Genomic DNA, 19,514 nt, shown 5'->3' with positions numbered 1-19,514 from the left:
CCGTGCGCAAAACTTCGACGTGGTCCTGACCGACATCGAGATGCCCGACATGAACGGGTTCGAGTTCGCCGAGACCATCCGCTCCGACAGCAATCTCGGTTCGATGCCGATCATCGGCCTGTCGGCGCTGGTGTCGCCGGCAGCGATCGAGCGCGGCCGTCAGGCCGGCTTCCACGACTATGTCGCCAAGTTCGACCGTCCCGGTCTGATCGCGGCGCTGAAGGAGCAGACCGCGGGTGCGGCCGGCGCCTCCGAGCTGAGCCGGGCAGCGGCGTAACCAGCGGGATCAGGAGATACGCTTATGAGCACCAAGATGCAGTCCACCGAAGGCACCATGGTCGAATACGTCACCGCGATGATCGGCGGCCAGCTGTTCGGCCTGCCGATCTCCCGCGTCCAGGACGTGTTCATGCCCGAGCGCGTCACCCGCGTGCCGCTGTCCTCGCGCGAGATCGCGGGCGTGCTGAACCTGCGCGGCCGCATCGTCACCGTGATCGACATGCGCGCCCGTCTCGGCCTGCCCAAGGCCGAGGACGGCAAGGCGCCGATGGCGGTCGGCGTCGACCTGCGCGGCGAATCCTATGGCCTCCTGATCGACCAGATCGGCGAGGTGCTGCGCCTGCCCGAGGCCGGCATGGAAGAGAACCCGGTCAACCTCGATCCCCGCATGGCCAAGCTCGCCGGCGGCGTCCACCGTCTCGACGGCCAGCTCATGGTCGTCCTCGACGTCGATCGCGTGCTCGAATTGAAGACTGAAGTGCAAATGGCCGCGTGAGCCAACGAAACATCGAAGCCGGAGAACCAAAATGAAGACATGTTTGGTGGTCGATGATTCCAGCGTCGTGCGCAAGATCGCGCGCCGGATTCTGGAAGGCTTGGAATTCCAGGTCACCGAGGCCGAGGACGGCTCCAAGGCGCTCGAGATCTGCCAGCGGCAGTTGCCCGACGCGGTGCTGCTCGACTGGAACATGCCCGTGATGGACGGTTTCGAGTTCATGGGCCACATGCGCCGCCTGCCCGGCGGCGACCAGCCGAAGGTGGTGTTCTGCACCACCGAGAACAACGTGGCTCATATTGCTCAGGCGCTCAGCGGCGGCGCCAACGAGTACATCATGAAGCCTTTCGACAAAGACATCATCGCCGACAAATTTGCTGAAGTCGGCTTGCTCCCGGTCGGACAAGCCTTGGTCTGAGTGTGTCTGGCCGAACTGTTTGGCCAGAGTGTTCCCAGTACAGCTCCCAAGAGGCTCTCCGTGACCCCGACCGAGTACGAGTATCTGCGTAAGTTTCTCAAGGACAATTCCGGTCTCGACCTCTCCGCAGACAAGCAATATCTGATCGAAAGCCGCCTGCTGCCGCTCGCGCGCAAGGCCGGGCTCTCCGGCATCACCGAGCTCGTGCAGAAGCTGCAAGGCGGCTCGCGCACGCTGATCACCGACGTGGTCGAAGCCATGACCACCAACGAGACCTTCTTCTTCCGCGACAAGGTCCCGTTCGACCATTTCCGCGACCACATCATGCCGGAGGTCATCAAGGCGCGTGCCGCCCGCCGCAGCGTGCGGATCTGGTGCGCCGCCGGCTCGACCGGGCAGGAGCCCTATTCGCTGGCGATGTGCCTGAAGGAGATGGGCGCGGCCCTCACCGGCTGGCGCGTCGAGATCATTGCGACCGACCTGTCGCAGGAAGTGCTGGAGAAGGCCAAGGCCGGCGTCTACAGCCAGTTCGAGGTGCAGCGCGGCCTGCCGATCCAGATGCTGGTCAAATATTTCAAGCAGACCGGCGAGACCTGGCAGATCAATCCCGAATTGCGGGCGATGATCCAGCACCGCCAGCTGAACCTGCTGCACGATTTCGCCCAGCTCGGCACGTTCGACGTCATCTTCTGCCGCAACGTGCTGATCTATTTCGACCAGGACACGAAGATCAACATCTTCAACCGCCTGGCGCGCCAGATCGAGCCCGACGGCTTCCTGGTGCTGGGCGCAGCCGAAACCGTGGTCGGTCTGACCGATACGTTCCGCCCGATTCCGGAGCGTCGCGGCCTCTACAAGCCGAACGATCCGCGTGCAGCCGCGGCCAAGCCGGCCGGTGTCGTCGGCGCGCTGCCGCGCATGGCGGTGATGGCGGGACGATAAGCATGGCAGAGGATGGCAAAGGCGCAGAGCGCGTCACGTTCAGCCGGGGCTATGATGTCTGCATCATGGCCATCGACGGGACGTGGCGGCGCGACTGCACGCTCAATGCGATTTCCGATACGGACGCCATTCTGACGGTCGAAGGCTCGATCCAGGGTTTGAACCTGAAGGAGTTCTTCCTGCTGCTGTCGTCCACTGGCCTTGCCTATCGCCGCTGCGAGCTGGTGCGCGTCAACGGCGCCGAGATGGACATCCAGTTCCTGCGCGGCAAGAACCGCAAGAAGCGCGGCGCCGCCGGTGGCCGCGACGAGGCGGCCTGAACGGCACGCTTTTCGCCGGGTTGCTTTATATTTGCTGAAACTTCCGACTGAATTTGCCGGCGCAGCTTTACGTCGCCTAAGCGCGAGCCGTGTACCAATTGCACGTCTCAATCCCTAGGATATGGCAATGCCCAGAAGTTCCCTCTCCCCCATCCCGTCAAACCTGCCCGACGTCGCCGAGCGGCGCGCGCTTCAGCTTCTGGTCGTCGACGACGACGCGACGCAGCGCAGCCTGATCACGGTCGCCGCCAAGCAGGCCGGCCATGAAGTCACCGTGGCGCCGTCGGTGGCGGAAGCGATCGAGAAGCTCCGCGCCGCGCGCTTCGACTGCGTGACGCTCGATCTCGTGCTGGAGGATGGCGACGGCATCGACGTGCTGCGCGAGATGGCGGAGGCGAAATTCGCAGGTGCCGTGATCGTCATCAGCGGCATGGACGGCAAGCGCCGCAGCGCCGCGCGCAGCTTCGCCCGCTCGGTCGGGATCGAGCTCCAGAGCCTGCCGAAGCCGCTCGATCTCGCGGCTCTGCGCATCAGCCTCGCCAATCTCGGCAAGACCGCGATGGGACTGCCGGCGATCCACACCTGGGGTGGTGTCGCCACCGACGCTATCGTGGAACGGCACCGCACCTGAGGCGCGGAGCAGCCATGCAATCGGCTGCGGCAGATCAGCGGCGCCGATGACGGCCTATACCGGGCTGCCGGGTTCCGACAATTGTTGCAGGGCGTGTCCGAGCTCAGCCCGGCAGGTGTTGAGGGCGGCACTCGCCGTGGCATAACGTGGCGTGATGTCGTCGAGCACGACGATCTCGGTGGAACCCAAGTCGGCACTCGAGATAGCGCTATCGTCTTCCGCCTCCAGATCGTCCGAGGTCATGGCCGCGTCGATCAGACGCATACTGATCTCGATGCGCGCGATCAGAGAGCGAAGTTCGGCTGCAATCAACTGACGGCTGTCGGTGTCAGCCATCGCAGCGAGCGGGGGCGTGCCTGCGTAATTTAGCATGGATATTCTCCGTCCCCCGCAATAAGGCACCCAGCCGCTACTTGTGCGTTAAGTCCATGTCCCGTACAAATACGGGTGGGCCGAATCCGCGCCGAACGCCATAACAGTTGGCGCGGACGCGAGTCCTTCATGCCAACCGGATGTGGCACATGGCCGAACAAAGCTCTCGCGGTGAAATCTTCGTAGTCGACGACGACCCCGCCGTTCGCGACACCTTGTCGATGGTGTTGAAGGCGGCAGGTTATGAGGTGATCTGTTTCGCTGACGGTGCAGCACTGCTGTCCGTCGCGCGAAGCCGCACGCCGGCTGCGATCCTGCTCGACGTGCACATTCCCGGAAAGTCGGGTCTCGACATTCTGAGGGAGCTGCACGGCGAGGATTACCCGGCGCCGATCTTCATGATCTCCGGGCAGGGCGACATCGCGATGGCGGTGAGCGCCATCAAGAACGGCGCGCTCGACTTCATCGAGAAGCCGTTCCGCGGCAGCGAGATCGTCGGCCGGCTCGACGAGGCGATTGGCGCCTATGCACGCCGGCAGGCGGAGAATGCGTCGCCGAAATTCAACTCGCTGCACTTCCCGGGCCGCGAGCCGTTGACGCGCAGGGAGCGCGAGGTGCTCGAGCAGTTCGCCTCCGGTGCGTCCAACAAGGAAGCCGGGCGCACCCTCGGCATCAGTCCGCGTACCATCGAGGACCACCGCGCCAACATCATGAAGAAGCTCGGCGCGCGCAACGCCGCCGACCTGATCCGCATCGTGATGACCGCGGCCCAGCGGGCGTCGTAAAAAGTCTCGTGCCCCGGACGCAGCGCGTCACGCAGTGATGCGCTGCAGAGCCGGGGCCCATCTCTCCAGTTTCACAGCCAGCAGTTCTGGGTCCCGGCTCTGCACAGCAGCGCTTACGCGCTGCAGTGCGTCCGGGACACGAGAGCGAGGCCTCACGCGCTCAGCGCCCTGCGGATGATCCGCGCCAGATCCGATTTGCGATAGGGCTTGGCCAGCAGCAGCACGCCCGAATCCAGCCGGCCGTGATGGATGATCGCGTTCTCGGTATAGCCTGACGTGTAGACCACCTTGAGATCGGGGCGCGTCTTCAGCAGCTCGTCGGCAAGCTGCCGTCCGTTCATCTTGCCGGGCATGATGACGTCGGTGAACAGCAGGTCGAACGGCTTTCCGCTTGAGACGATGGCGACGGCCTCCGCCGCGTTCGCGGCCTGCAAGGTGACGTAGCCGAGCGAATGCAGCTGCGCCAGCACGTAGTCGCGCACCAGGCGATCGTCCTCGACCACCAGGATGGTCTCGTGTCCGCCCTCGATCGTCGCCGGCGTCACGCCCTCGCCGGCCGGCGTCGCCGTCTTGCCGGGCGGCAGGTACATCTTGATCGTGGTGCCGTGGCCTTCCTCGCTGTAGATCTTGATGTGTCCTGCGGACTGCTTGATGAAGCCGTAGACCATGGAGAGGCCGAGGCCGGTGCCCTTGCCCGGTCCCTTCGAGGTGAAGAACGGGTCGAACACCCTCGCCAGCATGTTGGATGGAATGCCGGTCCCGGTGTCGCTCACGGCGATCAGCACGTAGTGGCCCGGCCTGATATCGTTGGCGCTGGCATAGACCTCGTCGAGATAGGCGGCGCCCGTCTCGACGATCAGCTTGCCGCCACCAGGCATGGCGTCGCGGGCATTGAGCGCGAGATTGAGGATCGCGGTGGTGAGCTGATTGGGGTCGACGATCGCGACGCAGTTCTCGTCCTCGAACACCGATTCGATCTGGATCTGCTCGCCGAGCGTCGGCCGCAGCAGCTTTGCGGTGTCGATGATCAGCGAGTTGATGTCGATCTCGCGCGGCTGCAGCGGCTGCTTGCGGGCAAAGGCGAGCAGATGCTGGGTCAGCTCGGCGCCGCGCCCGGCGGCCTCGTCGATCATCTTGGTGATCGCCGCGAGCTCCGGCTCCTTGGCGACCGCCTCCGCCAGGATCTCGATCGTTCCGGTGATGACGGTGAGGATGTTGTTGAAGTCGTGCGCTACGCCGCCGGTGAGCTGTCCGACCGCCTCCATCTTCTCGGCGTGGCGGATGCGCTCCTCCGACGCGATCTTGTCGGTGAGGTCGCGGTAGAACACGTTGAACAGAATGCCCTCGCGGCGCTTCAGCGCCGTGACGCTCAGCTCGGCCTTGAACTCCTTGCCGTCGCGGCACCGGACCATGAGCTCGCGGCGGCGGTTGAGCGTCTGGCCGTCCTGGGACACGAGGAAACGCTCGAGCCCGGCCTTGACCCTCTCGCGCTCGGCTTCGGCCACGATCAGGTCGATGGCGTTGCGGCCCAGCGCTTCGTCGCGTCGCCAGCCGAACAGCTCCTCGGCCCGCGAGCTCCAGTTCAGGATGATGCTGCGGTCGTCGGTCTGGACGAAGGCGTCGAGTGCGGTCTCGACGATGTTGCGCGCGAGCTGCTCGCTTTCGCGAAGCGATTCCTCCGCAAGCCGCGCCTCGGTCATGTCGCGGCCGACGAAGAAGAAGCGCTTGGCCTGATCCGACCAGTTGCCGAGCCAGGACAGCCAGACTTCGCGGCCGTCCTTGTGCAGGCAACGGGTATCAGCGAGCTTGGGGTGTCCGCCGCGCCGCAGCGCCCGCATCTCCTCGCGGGATTGCTCGAGATGGGCGGGGTGGATGAAATCGACGCCACTGCGGCCGATCATCTCTTCCGGACGATAGCCGAGAACAGCCTCGCAGCTCGGGCTGATCTGGACGATATGGCCGCGCGAATTCATGATCATGATCAGGTCTTCGGAGGCATCGAACAGCTGCCGTCTCTCCTCGAGCGTCTGTTGCAGCGCGCGCTCGGTCCGTCGTGCATCGGTCAGCACGCGTGCCGTGCCGGAGGCGCCGATGATCTCGCCCGCGGGGCCCCGGATCGGCGAGAGGCTCACCGATATCTCGATGGGAGTGCCGTCCCTGTGCAGCCGCACCGTCTCGAAGCGTTCGATCCGCTCGCCCCTTGCAATCAGCGCAAGATAGTCCTTGCCTTCTTCGCGCCGATCGGGCGGCAGGATGATGGAGGCGGGTTGTCCGACCGCTTCTTCGGCGGAATAGCCATAAAGGCGTTCGGCCGCCGCATTCCACCCGATGATGATGCCCTCGAGTGTCTGCATGACGATCGAATCGTCGGACGATTCGACCGCCGCGCTGAACAGGCGCTCGCGGACGGCGAGTTGGTCGCGCGCGGCCTCGGTGCGGCGGCGCTCCTCGACCTCGCGTTCGAGGGCCGATGTCTTCGCCTTGGTCTCCTCGACCATGCGGGCGAAGGCCCGTGCCAGCATGCCGGTCTCGCCGGACGCGTCGGTCGGGATGTCGGCCGGCTTGCCGCGTCCGATCGCCTCGACCGCCGCGGTGAGCCGTCCGATCGGACGGGTCAGCGACTGCGCCAGCAGCACCGCAAGCACGGCCGCGACCAGCACCGCGATGATGCCGATCGTGACGGTGTTCTTTTCGATGACGACGGCCGGCGCCATGAACACGGCATTGGGCACGACACGGATGATGGCGATCCACTGGCCCTCGGCCAGGATCGCGGGCGAGATCGCGGTGCCGCTCGGCTTGTCGTCGCTCCCCGGCACGACCTGGGTCGCACCCAGGGTCGATCCGGTGACCGAAGCGAAATAGGGGAAGTCGTCCTGCCAGCGCGTCGGCGTGCCCAGTTGCGAGCCGAACTCGCGGGTGCGATCCGGATGCACGAGATAATCGCCGTTGCGGCCGACGACATAGACCTGTTCGCCGCGCCGGCTCGTGATCCTGATGCGGTCGAACACCTGGCGCATGTCGACATTGATGACGACGATACCGAACAGCCGGTGATCGGATCCGAATAGCGGCGCCGCGACGCGCAACGTCGGAACATAGGGCATCTGGATCACGCCGTCGTCGACGTTCAAATCGACCGGCGAGACGTAGACCTGATCTTCGGACAGCTTGATCGCGTCCTGGAAGAAGCCGCGCTCGTCCTTGGCCTGCAGCACATTGTCGGGAACGACACGCACCGATCCGGTCGGGCCGGATCGGTCGACGCGCAGATATTCGCGGCCGTCGGCGTCGATGATGCGAAACTTTGCGTAAGTCGGATTGGCCCCGACATTGGCCATGAGATACGCCTGCAGCCGCTCGCGCCAGGTCGCTTCGGACAAATGGTCGGTCGGATCGACACCGTTGTTGAAATGCGCATCGATCATGCCGCGCACGGCGGCGTGGGCGCGAAACGTCACGATGTCGGCGCGCGCGCCGTCGGTCTGGGTTTCGAGCTGGGACGCCAGCAGCCGCGATTGGGTCTCGATGCGCTCGAGCACGCGCGGCAGGAAGGCCTGCTCTAGGCTGTAATGGCTCAGCCATCCGACGGCGGAGACCGCACCTGCGACCAGCAGGATCATTGCGATGGCTAGCCGGGTTGCCAGCGTCATGTCGGCCCTGGCGCCGCGCCAAGGGCGGTCCCGAATGTTCCGCTACGCTGCAACATGGATCGCCCCGTCATCGGCCGCCGGCGACTGTGACGTGATGACCGGCCCGCTCCAGAACCAGCCGGATCGTGATCTGCACGGCCGGGTCGTCATCCACGATCAGGATGTTGGCCAATTGAAAAATCCTCCGGATCGGATGGGAAGCCCCGCGACCCAAATCAAAGCCTGAAATATGAAATTGTTGCGCGGATTCCGGCCTGCCCGCAAGCACTTCGCGTTTGACGCGATTGCATTTTTCGGCCGCGCGCGGATGGCACGCCGCAACATTCGTTAAGCACGATGGCGTGCATAAGGGCGCGTGGTCGCGTAGCGGATGGGGCCTAATCGGTCAGGTATTCCGGGTGGTGGCTCCGGATCGTATCCAGCTCGCTCAGGGTTCCGGACAGATGCTTGCGCAGGTGCTGTTGTGCAGCATCGGCGTCGCCGGACTCGATCGCGCGCGTGATCAGCTTGTGGTGGCGCACGATGTTCTGCGCCTTGCCGGGCGAGGGGAGATGCAGCCGGCGCAGCCGGTCGATATGCCCGCTGCGGCTGCGCACCAGCGCCCAAAGCTCCTGCTTGCCGGCCGCCGCGTAGAGCTGGGCGTGGAAGTCGTTGTCGCCGGCCATGAAGGATTCGAACTCGCCGGCTTTCGCGAACTGCTGCTGCAGGGCGATGGCGTGGTCGAGGCGGATGATCAGGGCTTCGTCGTTCTGTTCCGCGAGGAGCCGGACGATCTCCAGCTCCAGCGCCTGACGGAGGAAATGCGCCTGCTGGGCGCGGCTGATGTCGATCCGGCTGACCACGGTCGCGTGCTGCGGAAAGACGTCGACCAGGCCCTCTTCCTCCAGCCGCATCAGGGCATCGCGCACCGGCGTCGAGCTGATTCCGAACTGGCCGGCGAGCTCGGCGCGCGACAGCGGCGCGCCCGGTGGCAGCTCCAGGGCGATGATCGCATTGCGCAGGCGCTCGAACACCTGCGGCGCGGCCTGCCGGGCGCGATCGAGCCGTGATGCCGTTCTTGCGGGTGCACGTGGCGCGGAGGTGGCTGCTTCCATATCGGGTCCCGCTTGCCTTTGATGCACTAATATATTAGTGCATCAGCGGGGTCAACGCAGCGCGACGCGCACCCGGAGGAAACACACAACAATGATCAAGCATCTTCGAAGCCGGCTTGCGGCTGCCACCCTGATCGCCGCAACCGCCGTCTCGGCATCCGCTGCACATGCGCAGCAAAAATCCGAGATATCGCTGTCGCGCCAGCCCGGCATTTTCTACATGCCGAGCCACATCATGGAAAAGCAGAAGCTGATCGAGAAGCATGCCGCAGCTCTCGGCGTTCCCGGTGTCACCACCAAATGGGTCACCTTCTCCGGCGGCGGTGCGCAGACCGACGCGCTGCTCGCGGGCGGCGTCGACATCCTCAACACCGGCACCGGCAATCTTCTTTTGCTGTGGGATCGCACCCGCGGCGGCGTGAAGGGTATCGTCGCGACCTCGGCGCAGCCGATGACGCTGATCAGCCGCGACGCCAACATCAAGTCCATCAAGGATTTCGGCCCCAGCGACAAGATCGCGGTGCCGACCGTGAAGGTGTCCACGCAGGCGATCGTGCTGCAGATTGCGGCCGCCGAGGCCTTCGGCGCCGATCAATGGTCGAAGCTCGATGCCAACACCGTGCAGCTCGGCCATCCCGACGCCTATGCGGCGCTGGCCAATTCCAAGCACGAGGTGCACACCCATTTCTCGATCCCGCCCTATACATTCCTTGAATTGAAGAACGTGCCGGGCGCGCATGTCGTGCTGAATTCGCCCGACGTGATGGGCGGCCCGCTGAGCCAGGCGCAGTTCTTCACCACGACCAAATTCGCCGACGCCAATCCCAAGATCATCCAGGCCGTGCGCGATGCCACCAAGGAAGCGCAGGATTTGATCCGCAGCGACACCAAGCAGGCCGTCGAGATCTACAAGGAGGTTACCGGCGACAAGACCTCGGTGGAGGAGCTGCTCGATCTCCTCAAGGAGCCCGGCATGATGGAATGGAATCTCGAGCCGCAGGGCACGATGAAATTCGCCGCGCATCTCTACAAGACCGGCACGCTGAAGAACCAGCCCAAGGCCTGGACCGATTACTATCTCCCCGTCGCGCATGACCTGAAGGGCAACTGATGGCGCTGCTCGACGTCAACGGCGTGACGCTGCGCTACAAGACCTCCAGCGCAGTCGTCACCGCCACCGAGAGGGTGAGCTTTACGGTCGACAAGTCCGACCGCTTCGTGCTGCTCGGGCCTTCCGGCTGCGGCAAGTCTACCCTGCTCAAGGCCGTCGGCGGCTACATGACGCCGAGCGAGGGACGCATGACCATCGGCGATCGTGAGATCCACGGTGCCGGCGCCGACCGCATGATGATCTTCCAGGAATTCGACCAGCTCCTGCCCTGGAAGAGCGTGCTCGCCAACGTGATGTTTCCGCTGCTGACCGCGCGAAAGCTGTCGCGTAAGGACGCGGAGATGCGGGCGCGATCCTATATCGAGAAGGTCGGCCTGACCCGCGTGGTCGACGCCTATCCGCACACGCTCTCCGGCGGCATGAAGCAGCGCGTCGCGATCGCGCGCGGCATGGCGATGGAGCCGGACATTCTGCTGATGGACGAGCCGTTCGCCGCACTCGACGCGTTGACGCGACGGACCTGCCAGGACGAGCTGCTCCAGCTCTGGAGCGAGACCAAGTTCACCGTGCTGTTCGTGACGCACTCGATCGCGGAAGCGATCCGCATCGGCAACCGCATCCTGCTGCTGTCGCCGCATCCCGGCCGGGTCAAGGCCGAGGTGATCGACGTCGACAAGGTCGGCAACGACGACGGCAGCGCCGGCCGGCTGGAGAAGGAGATCCACGATCTCCTGTTCGCCGGCGAAGCCACGGCGCATTGAGGGAAGAGCTGATGGGCGAAGCAAGAATATTGCTGCGTGACGCGCCGGTCGCCGTCACCGGTGCGAGCGAGGTCGAGCGCAAGCTGAGCGTGCTTGAGCTGCTCTGGAACGACGGTTTTGTCCGCAAGACCGTCATCATCCTGTTCCTCGCGGCGGTCTGGGAAGCCTACGGCGTCTATCTCGACAATCCCCTGCTGTTTCCGACCCTGCACGATACGATCGCGACGCTGTACGACCGCGTGAAAGACGGCACGATCCCGATGCGGGCGTGGACGTCGCTGAAGGTCCTGTTCATGGGCTATTCGGCCGGCATCGTGCTCGCCGCGATCTTCACCGTGCTCGCGATCTCGACCCGGATCGGCACCGACTTCCTGGAGACGGTGACGGCGATGTTCAACCCGCTGCCGGCGATCGCGCTGCTGCCGCTCGCACTGATCTGGTTCGGCCTCGGCAACGGCAGTCTCGTTTTCGTGCTGATCCATTCGGTGCTGTGGCCGGTCGCGCTCAACACCCATTCCGGCTTCAAGAGCGTGTCCAACACGCTGCGCATGGTCGGTCGCAATTACGGCCTGCGCGGGCTGCCCTATGTCGCGAAAATCCTGATCCCCGCGGCGTTCGGCTCGATCCTGACCGGCCTCAAGATCGGCTGGGCGTTCGCCTGGCGCACCCTGATCGCGGCCGAGCTGGTGTTCGGCGTGTCCTCGGGGCAGGGCGGACTCGGCTGGTTCATCTTCGAGAACCGCAACCTCCTCGACATACCCGCAGTGTTCGCAGGCCTCTTGACGGTGATTATCATCGGGCTCTTTGTCGAGAACCTGATCTTCCGCGCCATCGAGCGGAACACGGTCCAGAAATGGGGCACCCAATCATGACCAAGAAGAAAACACCCGACCAGCTCCGCAGCGCACGCTGGTTTGCGCCCGACGATCTTCGCTCGTTCGGCCACCGCTCCCGCACCATGCAGATGGGCTACGCCCCGGAGGAGTGGAAGGACCGCCCGATCATTGCGATCCTCAACACCTGGTCGGACGCCCAGCCCTGCCACATGCACTTCAAGTCGCGCGTCGAGGACGTCAAGCGCGGCATCCTGATGGCCGGCGGCCTGCCGCTGGAGTTGCCGGCGCTGTCGCTGTCGGAATCGCTGCTCAAGCCGACCACCATGCTCTATCGCAACCTGCTGGCGATGGACGCCGAGGAACTGCTGCGCAGCCATCCCGTCGACGGTGTTGTGTTGATGGGCGGCTGCGACAAGACCACGCCGGCGCTGCTGCTGGGCGCGACCTCGATGAACATCCCGGCGATCTACCTGCCGGCGGGCCCGATGCTGCGCGGCAACTGGAAGGGCAAGACGCTAGGTTCCGGCTCCGACGGCTGGAAATACTGGGACGAGCGCCGCGCCGGGAAGATCTCCGACAAGGACTGGCTCGACATCGAAGCCGGCATCGCCCGCAGCTACGGCACCTGCATGACCATGGGCACGGCCTCGACCATGACCGCGATCGCCGAAGCGATCGGCATGACGCTGCCCGGCGCCTCCTCGATTCCCGCTGCCGATGCCAACCACATCCGCATGGCCTCCGAATGCGGACGTCGCATCGTCGAGATGGTGTGGGAAGACCTGACGCCGAAGACGATCCAGACCCGCAAGGCGTTCGAGAACGCGATCGCGGTCGCAATGGCGATGGGCTGCTCGACCAACGCCATCATCCATCTGATCGCGCAGGCCCGCCGCGCCGGCCTCGACATCGGCCTCGACGATTTCGAGAAGGCGAGCCGCAAGGTGCCCGTGATCGCCAACGTCCGTCCGAGCGGCGATGCTTATCTGATGGAAGACTTCTTCTATGCCGGCGGTCTGCCGGCGCTGATGGGGCAGATCAAACCGCATCTGCATCTCGATTGCATCACCGTCACCGGCCAGACGCTGGGCGAGAACATCGCCCATGCCGAAGTGCACAATGACGACGTGATCCGTTCGATCGACAATCCCATCTACAAGGAAGGCGCGCTCGCCGTGCTCAAGGGCAACCTCGCGCCCGACGGCTGCGTCATCAAGCCCTCCGCCTGCGCGCCGCGCTTCCTCAAGCACACCGGGCCGGCGCTGGTGTTCGACGACTATCCCTCGATGAAGAAGGCGGTCGACGATCCCAATCTGGACGTCACCGAGGACCATATCCTCATCCTGCGCAATGCGGGGCCGCAGGGCGGGCCGGGCATGCCGGAATGGGGCATGCTGCCGATCCCGACCAAGCTCGTGAAGCAGGGCGTGCGTGACATGGTGCGCATCTCGGATGCGCGCATGAGCGGCACCAGCTATGGCGCCTGCATTCTGCACGTCTCGCCGGAATCCTATATCGGCGGCCCGCTGGCGCTGGTGCAGAACGGCGACCGCATCACGCTCGACGTCGCCGCGCGCACCATCAATCTCGATGTCCCCGAGGCCGAGCTCGCCAAGCGCCGCGCCGCCTGGAAGCAACCCGAGCGCCGCTTCGAGCGCGGCTATGGCTGGATGTTCACCAAGCACATCAAGCAGGCCAATGACGGCTGCGACTTCGACTTCCTCGAGACCGATTTCGGCGCGCCGATCGGCGAGCCGTCGATTTACTGACCGTCGTTCCGGGGCGATGCGAAGCATCGAACCCGGAACCCATTTCACCATAGCGTGTGCGGCCCGATGGATTCCGGGTTCGCGCTACGCGCGCCCCGGAATGACAAGAGAGTTGGATCGAATGTCAAAACTCAGCGAAGCCACCCGCAACAAGCTCAAATCCGTCTCCACCGCCACCGTCGCCACCGCGCTGTTCAAGCGCGGCCTGCGCATCCAGATGATCCAGGATGTGCATCCGCTCGGCGCGGACCAGCCGACCATGGTCGGCGAGGCCTTCACGCTGCGCTACATGCCGGCGCGCGAGGACCTCAACACCATCGACGTGTTCAAGGACCGCTCCCATCCGCAGCGCAAGGCGGTCGAGGATTGCCCGCCCGGCGCCGTGCTGGTGATGGACAGCCGCAAGGACGCGCGCGCGGCCTCGGCCGGCGCGATCCTGGTCACGCGCCTGATGAAGCGCGGCGTTGCCGGCGTCGTCACCGACGGCGGCTTTCGCGATTCCGCTGAGATCGCCAAGCTCGGGATTCCCGCCTATCACCATCGTCCCTCGGCGCCGACGAACCTTACGCTGCACCAGGCGATCGAGATCAACGTTCCGATCGGCTGCGGCGATGCGCCGGTGTTCCCCGGCGACGTCATTTTGGGAGACGCCGACGGTGTTATCGTGATCCCTGCGCATCTCGCGGATGAGATTGCGAATGAGACGTTCGAGATGACCGCCTTCGAAGACTTCGTCACCGAGGAAGTCGGGAAGGGCCGCGGCATTTTCGGTCTCTATCCCGCCACCGATCCGCAGACGCTGACCAATTTCGCGGAATGGCGGAAGAAGAACGGCCGTTAAGGCCGAGACTAAATCACGTCAAGAAACGAGCCGGAAGCGCACGGGGCGGTGTGAGCCTTTGCCTCTCCCCGCTTGCGGTAGGGCTATCGCATATGGAAATTCCCGAGTCTCTTCCGTGGCTTGGTTCAGCATTGCACCTACGCGACGCATACAAGCTGCGGAAGCGGATCGAGAACAAAACAGAATCGAACCGCGAAGAGCGAGCTACGCCGCTCGAAAGAGTCTCCTCGCAAGTGCTGAGCGCAACAAGCATTTTTCCATATGCGATCGCCCTACCGCTTGCGGGGAGAGGCCGTAGCCCGGATGGAGCGCAGCGTAATCCGGGAACAGTCTTGCCAGTTCCACGAACCCCGGATTTCGCTGCGCTCCATCCGGGCTACAAAATCACGCCTCCGCCATTCCGGCCGCCCACAGCGCGAACGCGTAGACGATCGCGACTTCATCGAGCCGGTCGAACCGGCCCGATGCGCCGCCATGGCCGGCGCCCATGTTGGTGCGCAGCAGAACCGGGCCGCCGCCGCTCATGGTGGCGCGCAGGCGTGCGATCCATTTGGCGGGCTCCCAATAGGTGACGCGCGGATCGGTCAGGCCGCCCATCGCGAGAATCGCCGGATAATCCTTCGTCGCGACATTGTCGTAGGGCGAGTAGGACAGGATCGTCTTGAAATCCTTCTCGCTCTCGATCGGATTGCCCCATTCGGGCCATTCCGGCGGCGTCAGCGGCAGCGTGTCGTCGAGCATGGTGTTGAGCACGTCGACGAATGGCACTTCGGCAACGATCCCGGCGAACAATTCGCCGGCGCGGTTGGCGACCGCGCCCATCAGCATGCCGCCCGCCGAGCCGCCATGGCCGACGATGCGCTTTGCGCTGGTGTATTTCGCATCGATCAGCGCGCGGGCGCTGGCGGCGAAATCGTCGAAGCTGTTGGTCTTCTTCTCGCGCTTGCCGTCGAGATACCAGCCCCAGCCCTTGTCGGCGCCGCCGCGGATATGGGCGATGGCGTAGACAAAACCGCGGTCGACCAGCGACAGGCGGTTGGCGCTGAACGAGGCCGGCATCGCCATGCCGTAGGAGCCGTAACCGTAGAGCAGCAGCGGCGCCGAGCCGTCGAGCTTGAGCCCGCGGCGATGGAGGATCGAGACCGGCACCTCGGCGCCGTCATGCGCCTTCGCCATGATGCGCGTGGTGACGTAGTCGGCGACGTTGTGACCGGAGGGAATCTCCTGGCGCTTGCGCAGGGTGCGCGTGCGTTTGACCACGTCGTAGTCATAGACCTCCGACGGTGTCGTCATCGACGAATAGGCAAAGCGCAAATTCGTGGTGTCGAACTCGTAGGAGCCCATCGTGTCCAGCGAATAGGCGGCCTCGTCGAAGGCGATGGCGTGCTCCTCTTTCGTCGTCAGATCACGGATCACGATCGACGGCAGCGCATTGGCGCGCTCCAGCCGCACCAGATGGCCGGCATAGAGATCGAGGTCGATGATGTAGATGCCCGGACGGTACGGGATCAAATCGCGCCAGTTCTTGCGCTCGGGCTGGCTGAGCGGTGCGGTGACGATCTTGAAGTCGATGGCATCATCGGCATTTGTGAGGATGAACAGCTCGTCGCCGCGGTCGGCGAGCGAATATTGCACGCCTTCCTCGCGCGCCGCGACCAGTCGCGGCGGTGCCTCGGGATGGGCGAGGTCGATCAGCCGCTGCTCCGACGTCTCGTGATCGCCGCCCGCGATCACGCAGAAGCGGCCGCTGGTGCTCTCATGCAGATGGGTGAACCAGCCGGAATCCTGCTCCTCATAGACCAGCGTGTCGTCGGCCTGCCTGGTGCCGAGCCTATGGCGCCACACCTGCATCGGCCGATGATTGTCGTCGAGCTTCACATAGAAGAAGGACTTGGCATCCGCGCTCCAGACCACGCCGCCGTCGGTCTCCTCGACGAGATCGTCGAGATCCTTGCCGGTCGCCCAGTCGCGCACGCGGATCGAGAAATATTCGGAGCCCTTGGTGTCGGCGCTCCAGGCCTGCAGCTTGTGATCGTTCGAATGGCGGCTGCCGCCGAACTTGAAATACTTATGGTCCTTGGCGAGCGCGTCGCCGTCGAGCACGATATGTTCGTTGCCGCCGTCGCGTGGCATGCGGCCGAACAGCTCGTGCTGGCCGCCCTCGCGAAACCGGCGGAAATAGGCGAACGGACCGTCCGGCGACGGCACGCTGGAATCGTCCTCCTTGATCCGGGAGCGCATCTCGCGCACCAGCGTCTTCTGCAGTGCCGAAGTGTGGCCGAGCAGGCTCTCGGTGTAGACGTTCTCCTCATCCAGATATTTGCGGATGTCAGGATCGAGCACTTTGGGATCGCGCAGTACCTCCTGCCATTTCTCGTCCTTCAGCCAGGCATAGTCGTCGGTCACGGTGATCCCGTGCCGCGTGAAGGAATGCGGCCGGCGCGGGGCGACGGGGGGCTGGGAAGGTGTCTTGGCCTGGGTCACTCGATCCTCATTCAACTGCGTGTTCCACCTTATATCGTCCCGATTCTGCGAATTGCCAGCGCATCTGCGCCAAGGACTGCGCCAAGTCGCCGGGTTGTTGATCCGCCTCTTCTATGCTTTGAGGGGCGATACTCCCGCCGCCGGTCCAGCCTGATGCTGTTCAACTCCTATACGTTTATCCTGCTGTTCCTGCCGGTCACACTCGCCGGCTATTTCTGGCTGGGGCGGCGCAGCAATCTGACGCCGGTGATCTGGCTGGCGCTGGCCTCGATCACCTTCTATGCGATCGGCAGCTGGCAATTCGTGGCCCTGCTGCTGCTCTCGATCGCTTTCAACTATGGCGTCGGCCACCTCCTGATCGTGGCGGAACTCGCCCCAATGCAACGCAAGGCGGCGCTCGCGTTCGGCGTCGCCGGCGATCTCCTCGTGCTCGGCATCTTCAAATATGCCGGCTTCGCCACCGAGAACATCAACGCGCTGTTCGGCACGCATGTCGCGGTTCACATCCTGCTGCCGGTCGGCATCTCCTTCTACACCTTCACGCAGATTGCGTTCCTGGTGGATGCCTGGCGCGGCCAGGTCGCGGCCTATGCGCTGCCGCATTATGCGCTGTTCGTGACCTACTTCCCGCATCTGATCGCCGGGCCGATCCTCCACCACAAGGACATGATCCCGCAATTCGAGTACGAGGAGTCCAAGCGTCCGGATCCGCATCTGATCCTGTGCGGCGTCATCATCTTCGCCATCGGCCTGTTCAAGAAGACCTGCCTTGCCGACGGCATCCAGCCGCTGGTCGCGCTCGCCTTCGAGGCGCGCTCGCCGAGCTTCGACCAGGCCTGGCTCGGCGCACTCGCCTATACGTTCCAGCTCTATTTCGACTTCTCCGGCTATTCCGACATGGCGATCGGGGTTTCGCTGATGTTCGGCATCTTCCTGCCGGTCAATTTCAACTCGCCCTACAAGGCCACCAGCATCGTCGATTTCTGGCGCCGCTGGCACATGACGCTGTCGCAGTTCCTGCGCGACTATCTCTACATCCCGCTCGGGGGTAACAGGCGCGGCCGCGTGTTGCGCTACGTCAATTTGCTGATCACGATGCTGCTCGGCGGTCTCTGGCACGGCGCGGCCTGGACGTTTGTCGTGTGGGGTGCGCTGCACGGCGCCTATCTCTGCGTCAATCACGCTTTCAACGCGCTGGTGCCTGACGTCCCATTGATGCTTGCGCGCCCGGCCCGCATCGCCGGGGCCGCGCTGACCTTCCTTGCCGTTGTCGTCGCCTGGGTGTTCTTCCGCGCCGAAAGCGTCACATGGGCGCTGCGGGTGCTGCACGCCATGACTGATCCGGCGAACATCGTCTTCGGCCGCGAGGAGATCGCAGCGATGGTGCTCGTTGCCATCTACGCCGCGCTGGTGTGGCTGGCGCCGAACACGCAAGCGCTGATGGGATATGATCACGGCAATCGCCGGGTCGGCGAAGCCATGCGGGCGGGGCGCATGCGGCCGCTGGTTTTTTATGCGGCGTCGCTGGTGCTCGCGTTCGGCATTCTGGGCATCCAGAGCCACAGCGAATTCATCTATTTCCGGTTCTGATGCGCGGCGCATTCACACATCTCCGGCGTCTCTTGCTCGCCAGCTTCGCCTGCGTGCTGGGCGCAGCGTTGCTCACCTATCTCGTCGATCCCCTGCAATTGTTTCGTCCCTCGCGCCTCGCCTACTATTCCGACGACACGCGCGTGCAGAACGCCGGATTGATTCGCAGCCGGTCGTTCGACGCCGCCTTCATGGGGACCTCGCTCGCGATCCATTTCCGCCAGAGCGACATCGATCGCGCGCTTGGCGTCCACTCGCTCAAGCTGGCGATGACCGGCTCCAATTCGCGCCAGCAGGCCTTCGTGCTGGAGCAGGCGATCGATCGCGGCGCGAGGAGCGTGATCTGGGAGATGGACGATTTCATCTTTGTCGATGCCGCGGACATCGAGGCCGATCCCTACCTGTCCGTCGATCTCTATCGCAGGACGACGAAAGGCATCGCGTCCTATCTGTTCAGTGCGGCGATGGCGAAGGAGTCGCTGTTCGCGTTGCTGCGGTCCACCCCACCGCTGCGGGAGCCGCTGACGCGCGCGGCGCCCTATCTGCCCGTGAAGTTCGCGCTGGCTGATGTCGACGACATCTACGCACTGCCGCGCGACTTCGACGTTGCCCGTGACTACAATTCGAAGAAGACGCTGGCTTCGTTCGCCCACATCACCGCGCCTTCGCGCAGCCGCTTCCTTGGCGAAGGCTATGGCTATGACGCCATGGTCCGGCATTTCGAGCAGGATGCCGTCGGCCTGATCACCCGCCACCCGGACGTGAATTTCGACATCTACTTCCCGCCCTATTCGATCCTGCAATTCGTCGCGATGCGCGACGCCTCGCCGGAGACGCTGAAGATCGTCGCGGATCTGACGGCAGTCATCGCGCAGCGGCTGACGCAGCTTCCCAACGTGCGCCTGCACGATTTCCGCGCGATCAAGGCGGTGACGCACGACCTCGGCAATTACAGCGACGTCATCCACCATTCGCCGGCGATCGATGCGAAGGTGCTGCAGTGGCTGGCGAGCGGGGAATATCGCGTCGATCCCGGCAAGCCGACGGCATCGCTGGATGAGCTGAAGGCGCAGGTCGAAGCGTATCGCGTCGAACGCTCGGCGCTGCCGTAGCCCGCATAAGCGAAGCGATA

The 19,514-nt window shown here is 64.3% G+C and carries 18 protein-coding genes and 1 pseudogene; 14 read left to right on the top strand and 5 right to left on the bottom strand.

The features are described 5' to 3' along the window. The 6 genes from VGR99_RS01865 to VGR99_RS01840 form a co-directional block, all read left to right on the top strand. Positions 1-277 (top strand): response regulator (locus VGR99_RS01865; RefSeq protein WP_326896594.1); only part of this gene is annotated, 277 nt, incomplete at its 5' end. Positions 278-301: 24 nt separating this feature from the next. Then, complete coding sequence (locus VGR99_RS01860; protein WP_326896593.1) at positions 302-775, top strand: chemotaxis protein CheW; 474 nt, start codon at positions 302-304, stop codon at positions 773-775. A 31-nt stretch (positions 776-806) separates the two neighbouring features. After that, a complete protein-coding gene (locus tag VGR99_RS01855; protein WP_326896592.1) occupies positions 807-1,193 on the top strand; it encodes a response regulator in 387 nt (128 codons plus the stop codon). Between the two features lie 60 nt (positions 1,194-1,253). Next, a complete protein-coding gene (locus tag VGR99_RS01850; protein WP_326896591.1) occupies positions 1,254-2,135 on the top strand; it encodes a protein-glutamate O-methyltransferase CheR in 882 nt (293 codons plus the stop codon). Between the two features lie 2 nt (positions 2,136-2,137). Next, a complete protein-coding gene (locus VGR99_RS01845; protein ID WP_326896590.1) occupies positions 2,138-2,455 on the top strand; it encodes a PilZ domain-containing protein in 318 nt (105 codons plus the stop codon). A gap of 127 nt (positions 2,456-2,582) precedes the next feature. Further along, complete coding sequence (locus VGR99_RS01840) at positions 2,583-3,086, top strand: response regulator (protein ID WP_326896589.1); 504 nt, start codon at positions 2,583-2,585, stop codon at positions 3,084-3,086. 54 nt (positions 3,087-3,140) lie between these two features. Here the strand turns inward: VGR99_RS01840 and VGR99_RS01835 are convergent, their stop codons facing one another. Next, positions 3,141-3,458, bottom strand: coding sequence for a hypothetical protein (locus VGR99_RS01835; protein ID WP_326896588.1), 318 nt, complete (start codon positions 3,456-3,458; stop codon positions 3,141-3,143). A gap of 149 nt (positions 3,459-3,607) precedes the next feature. On the opposite strand from VGR99_RS01835, the gene VGR99_RS01830 reads away from it, so the two are divergent. Then, positions 3,608-4,243 carry a response regulator transcription factor gene (locus VGR99_RS01830; RefSeq protein WP_326896587.1) on the top strand — a complete coding sequence of 212 codons (636 nt, stop codon included), beginning with the start codon at positions 3,608-3,610 and terminating at the stop codon, positions 4,241-4,243. 152 nt (positions 4,244-4,395) lie between these two features. On the opposite strand, the gene VGR99_RS01825 is transcribed toward VGR99_RS01830, so the two are convergent. The 3 genes and pseudogenes from VGR99_RS01825 to VGR99_RS01815 all read right to left on the bottom strand — a co-directional run bounded on the left by VGR99_RS01825 (position 4,396) and on the right by VGR99_RS01815 (position 8,990). Beyond that, positions 4,396-7,896, bottom strand: coding sequence for a PAS domain S-box protein (locus tag VGR99_RS01825; protein ID WP_326896586.1), 3,501 nt, complete (start codon positions 7,894-7,896; stop codon positions 4,396-4,398). 76 nt (positions 7,897-7,972) lie between these two features. Further along, a pseudogene (locus VGR99_RS01820) lies at positions 7,973-8,068 on the bottom strand (response regulator); the annotation flags it as partial. A 205-nt stretch (positions 8,069-8,273) separates the two neighbouring features. Further along, positions 8,274-8,990: a GntR family transcriptional regulator gene (locus tag VGR99_RS01815; protein WP_326896585.1), complete on the bottom strand. Its 717-nt coding sequence runs from the start codon at positions 8,988-8,990 to the stop codon at positions 8,274-8,276. Between the two features lie 91 nt (positions 8,991-9,081). Here VGR99_RS01815 and VGR99_RS01810 point away from each other — a divergent pair, with 91 nt between their 5' ends. From VGR99_RS01810 to VGR99_RS01790, 5 genes are all read left to right on the top strand, one after another. Beyond that, entirely contained in the window at positions 9,082-10,101 is a 1,020-nt protein-coding gene (locus tag VGR99_RS01810; protein WP_326896584.1) for an ABC transporter substrate-binding protein, read from the top strand. Continuing rightward, complete coding sequence (locus tag VGR99_RS01805; RefSeq protein ID WP_326896583.1) at positions 10,101-10,862, top strand: ABC transporter ATP-binding protein; 762 nt, start codon at positions 10,101-10,103, stop codon at positions 10,860-10,862. Before VGR99_RS01810 ends, VGR99_RS01805 begins: the two co-directional genes overlap by 1 nt. 11 nt (positions 10,863-10,873) lie before the next feature. After that, positions 10,874-11,734: an ABC transporter permease gene (locus VGR99_RS01800; protein ID WP_326896582.1), complete on the top strand. Its 861-nt coding sequence runs from the start codon at positions 10,874-10,876 to the stop codon at positions 11,732-11,734. Then, positions 11,731-13,467, top strand: coding sequence for an L-arabinonate dehydratase (araD, locus tag VGR99_RS01795; RefSeq protein WP_326896581.1), 1,737 nt, complete (start codon positions 11,731-11,733; stop codon positions 13,465-13,467). Before VGR99_RS01800 ends, araD begins: the two co-directional genes overlap by 4 nt. Positions 13,468-13,588: 121 nt before the next feature. Continuing rightward, positions 13,589-14,308 (top strand): ribonuclease activity regulator RraA, encoded by a 720-nt coding sequence (locus VGR99_RS01790; protein WP_326896580.1) that lies wholly within the window; start codon positions 13,589-13,591, stop codon positions 14,306-14,308. Between the two features lie 384 nt (positions 14,309-14,692). Here VGR99_RS01790 and VGR99_RS01785 read toward each other — a convergent pair whose 3' ends face one another. After that, positions 14,693-16,792: a S9 family peptidase gene (locus VGR99_RS01785; RefSeq protein WP_326896579.1), complete on the bottom strand. Its 2,100-nt coding sequence runs from the start codon at positions 16,790-16,792 to the stop codon at positions 14,693-14,695. A gap of 153 nt (positions 16,793-16,945) precedes the next feature. On the opposite strand from VGR99_RS01785, the gene VGR99_RS01780 reads away from it, so the two are divergent. Both VGR99_RS01780 and VGR99_RS01775 read left to right on the top strand, forming a co-directional pair. Continuing rightward, positions 16,946-18,382 carry an MBOAT family protein gene (locus tag VGR99_RS01780; RefSeq protein ID WP_326896578.1) on the top strand — a complete coding sequence of 479 codons (1,437 nt, stop codon included), beginning with the start codon at positions 16,946-16,948 and terminating at the stop codon, positions 18,380-18,382. Beyond that, positions 18,382-19,494 carry a hypothetical protein gene (locus tag VGR99_RS01775; protein WP_326896577.1) on the top strand — a complete coding sequence of 371 codons (1,113 nt, stop codon included), beginning with the start codon at positions 18,382-18,384 and terminating at the stop codon, positions 19,492-19,494. The genes VGR99_RS01780 and VGR99_RS01775 overlap by 1 nt, the downstream gene beginning before the upstream one ends. Positions 19,495-19,514: the final 20 nt, after the last annotated feature.

This window comes from Bradyrhizobium sp. (assembly GCF_035935975.1).
Lineage (GTDB): Bacteria > Pseudomonadota > Alphaproteobacteria > Rhizobiales > Xanthobacteraceae > Bradyrhizobium.
Note: the sequence above shows the minus strand (reverse complement) of the source record. Positions and strands in the feature narration are given on the sequence as shown.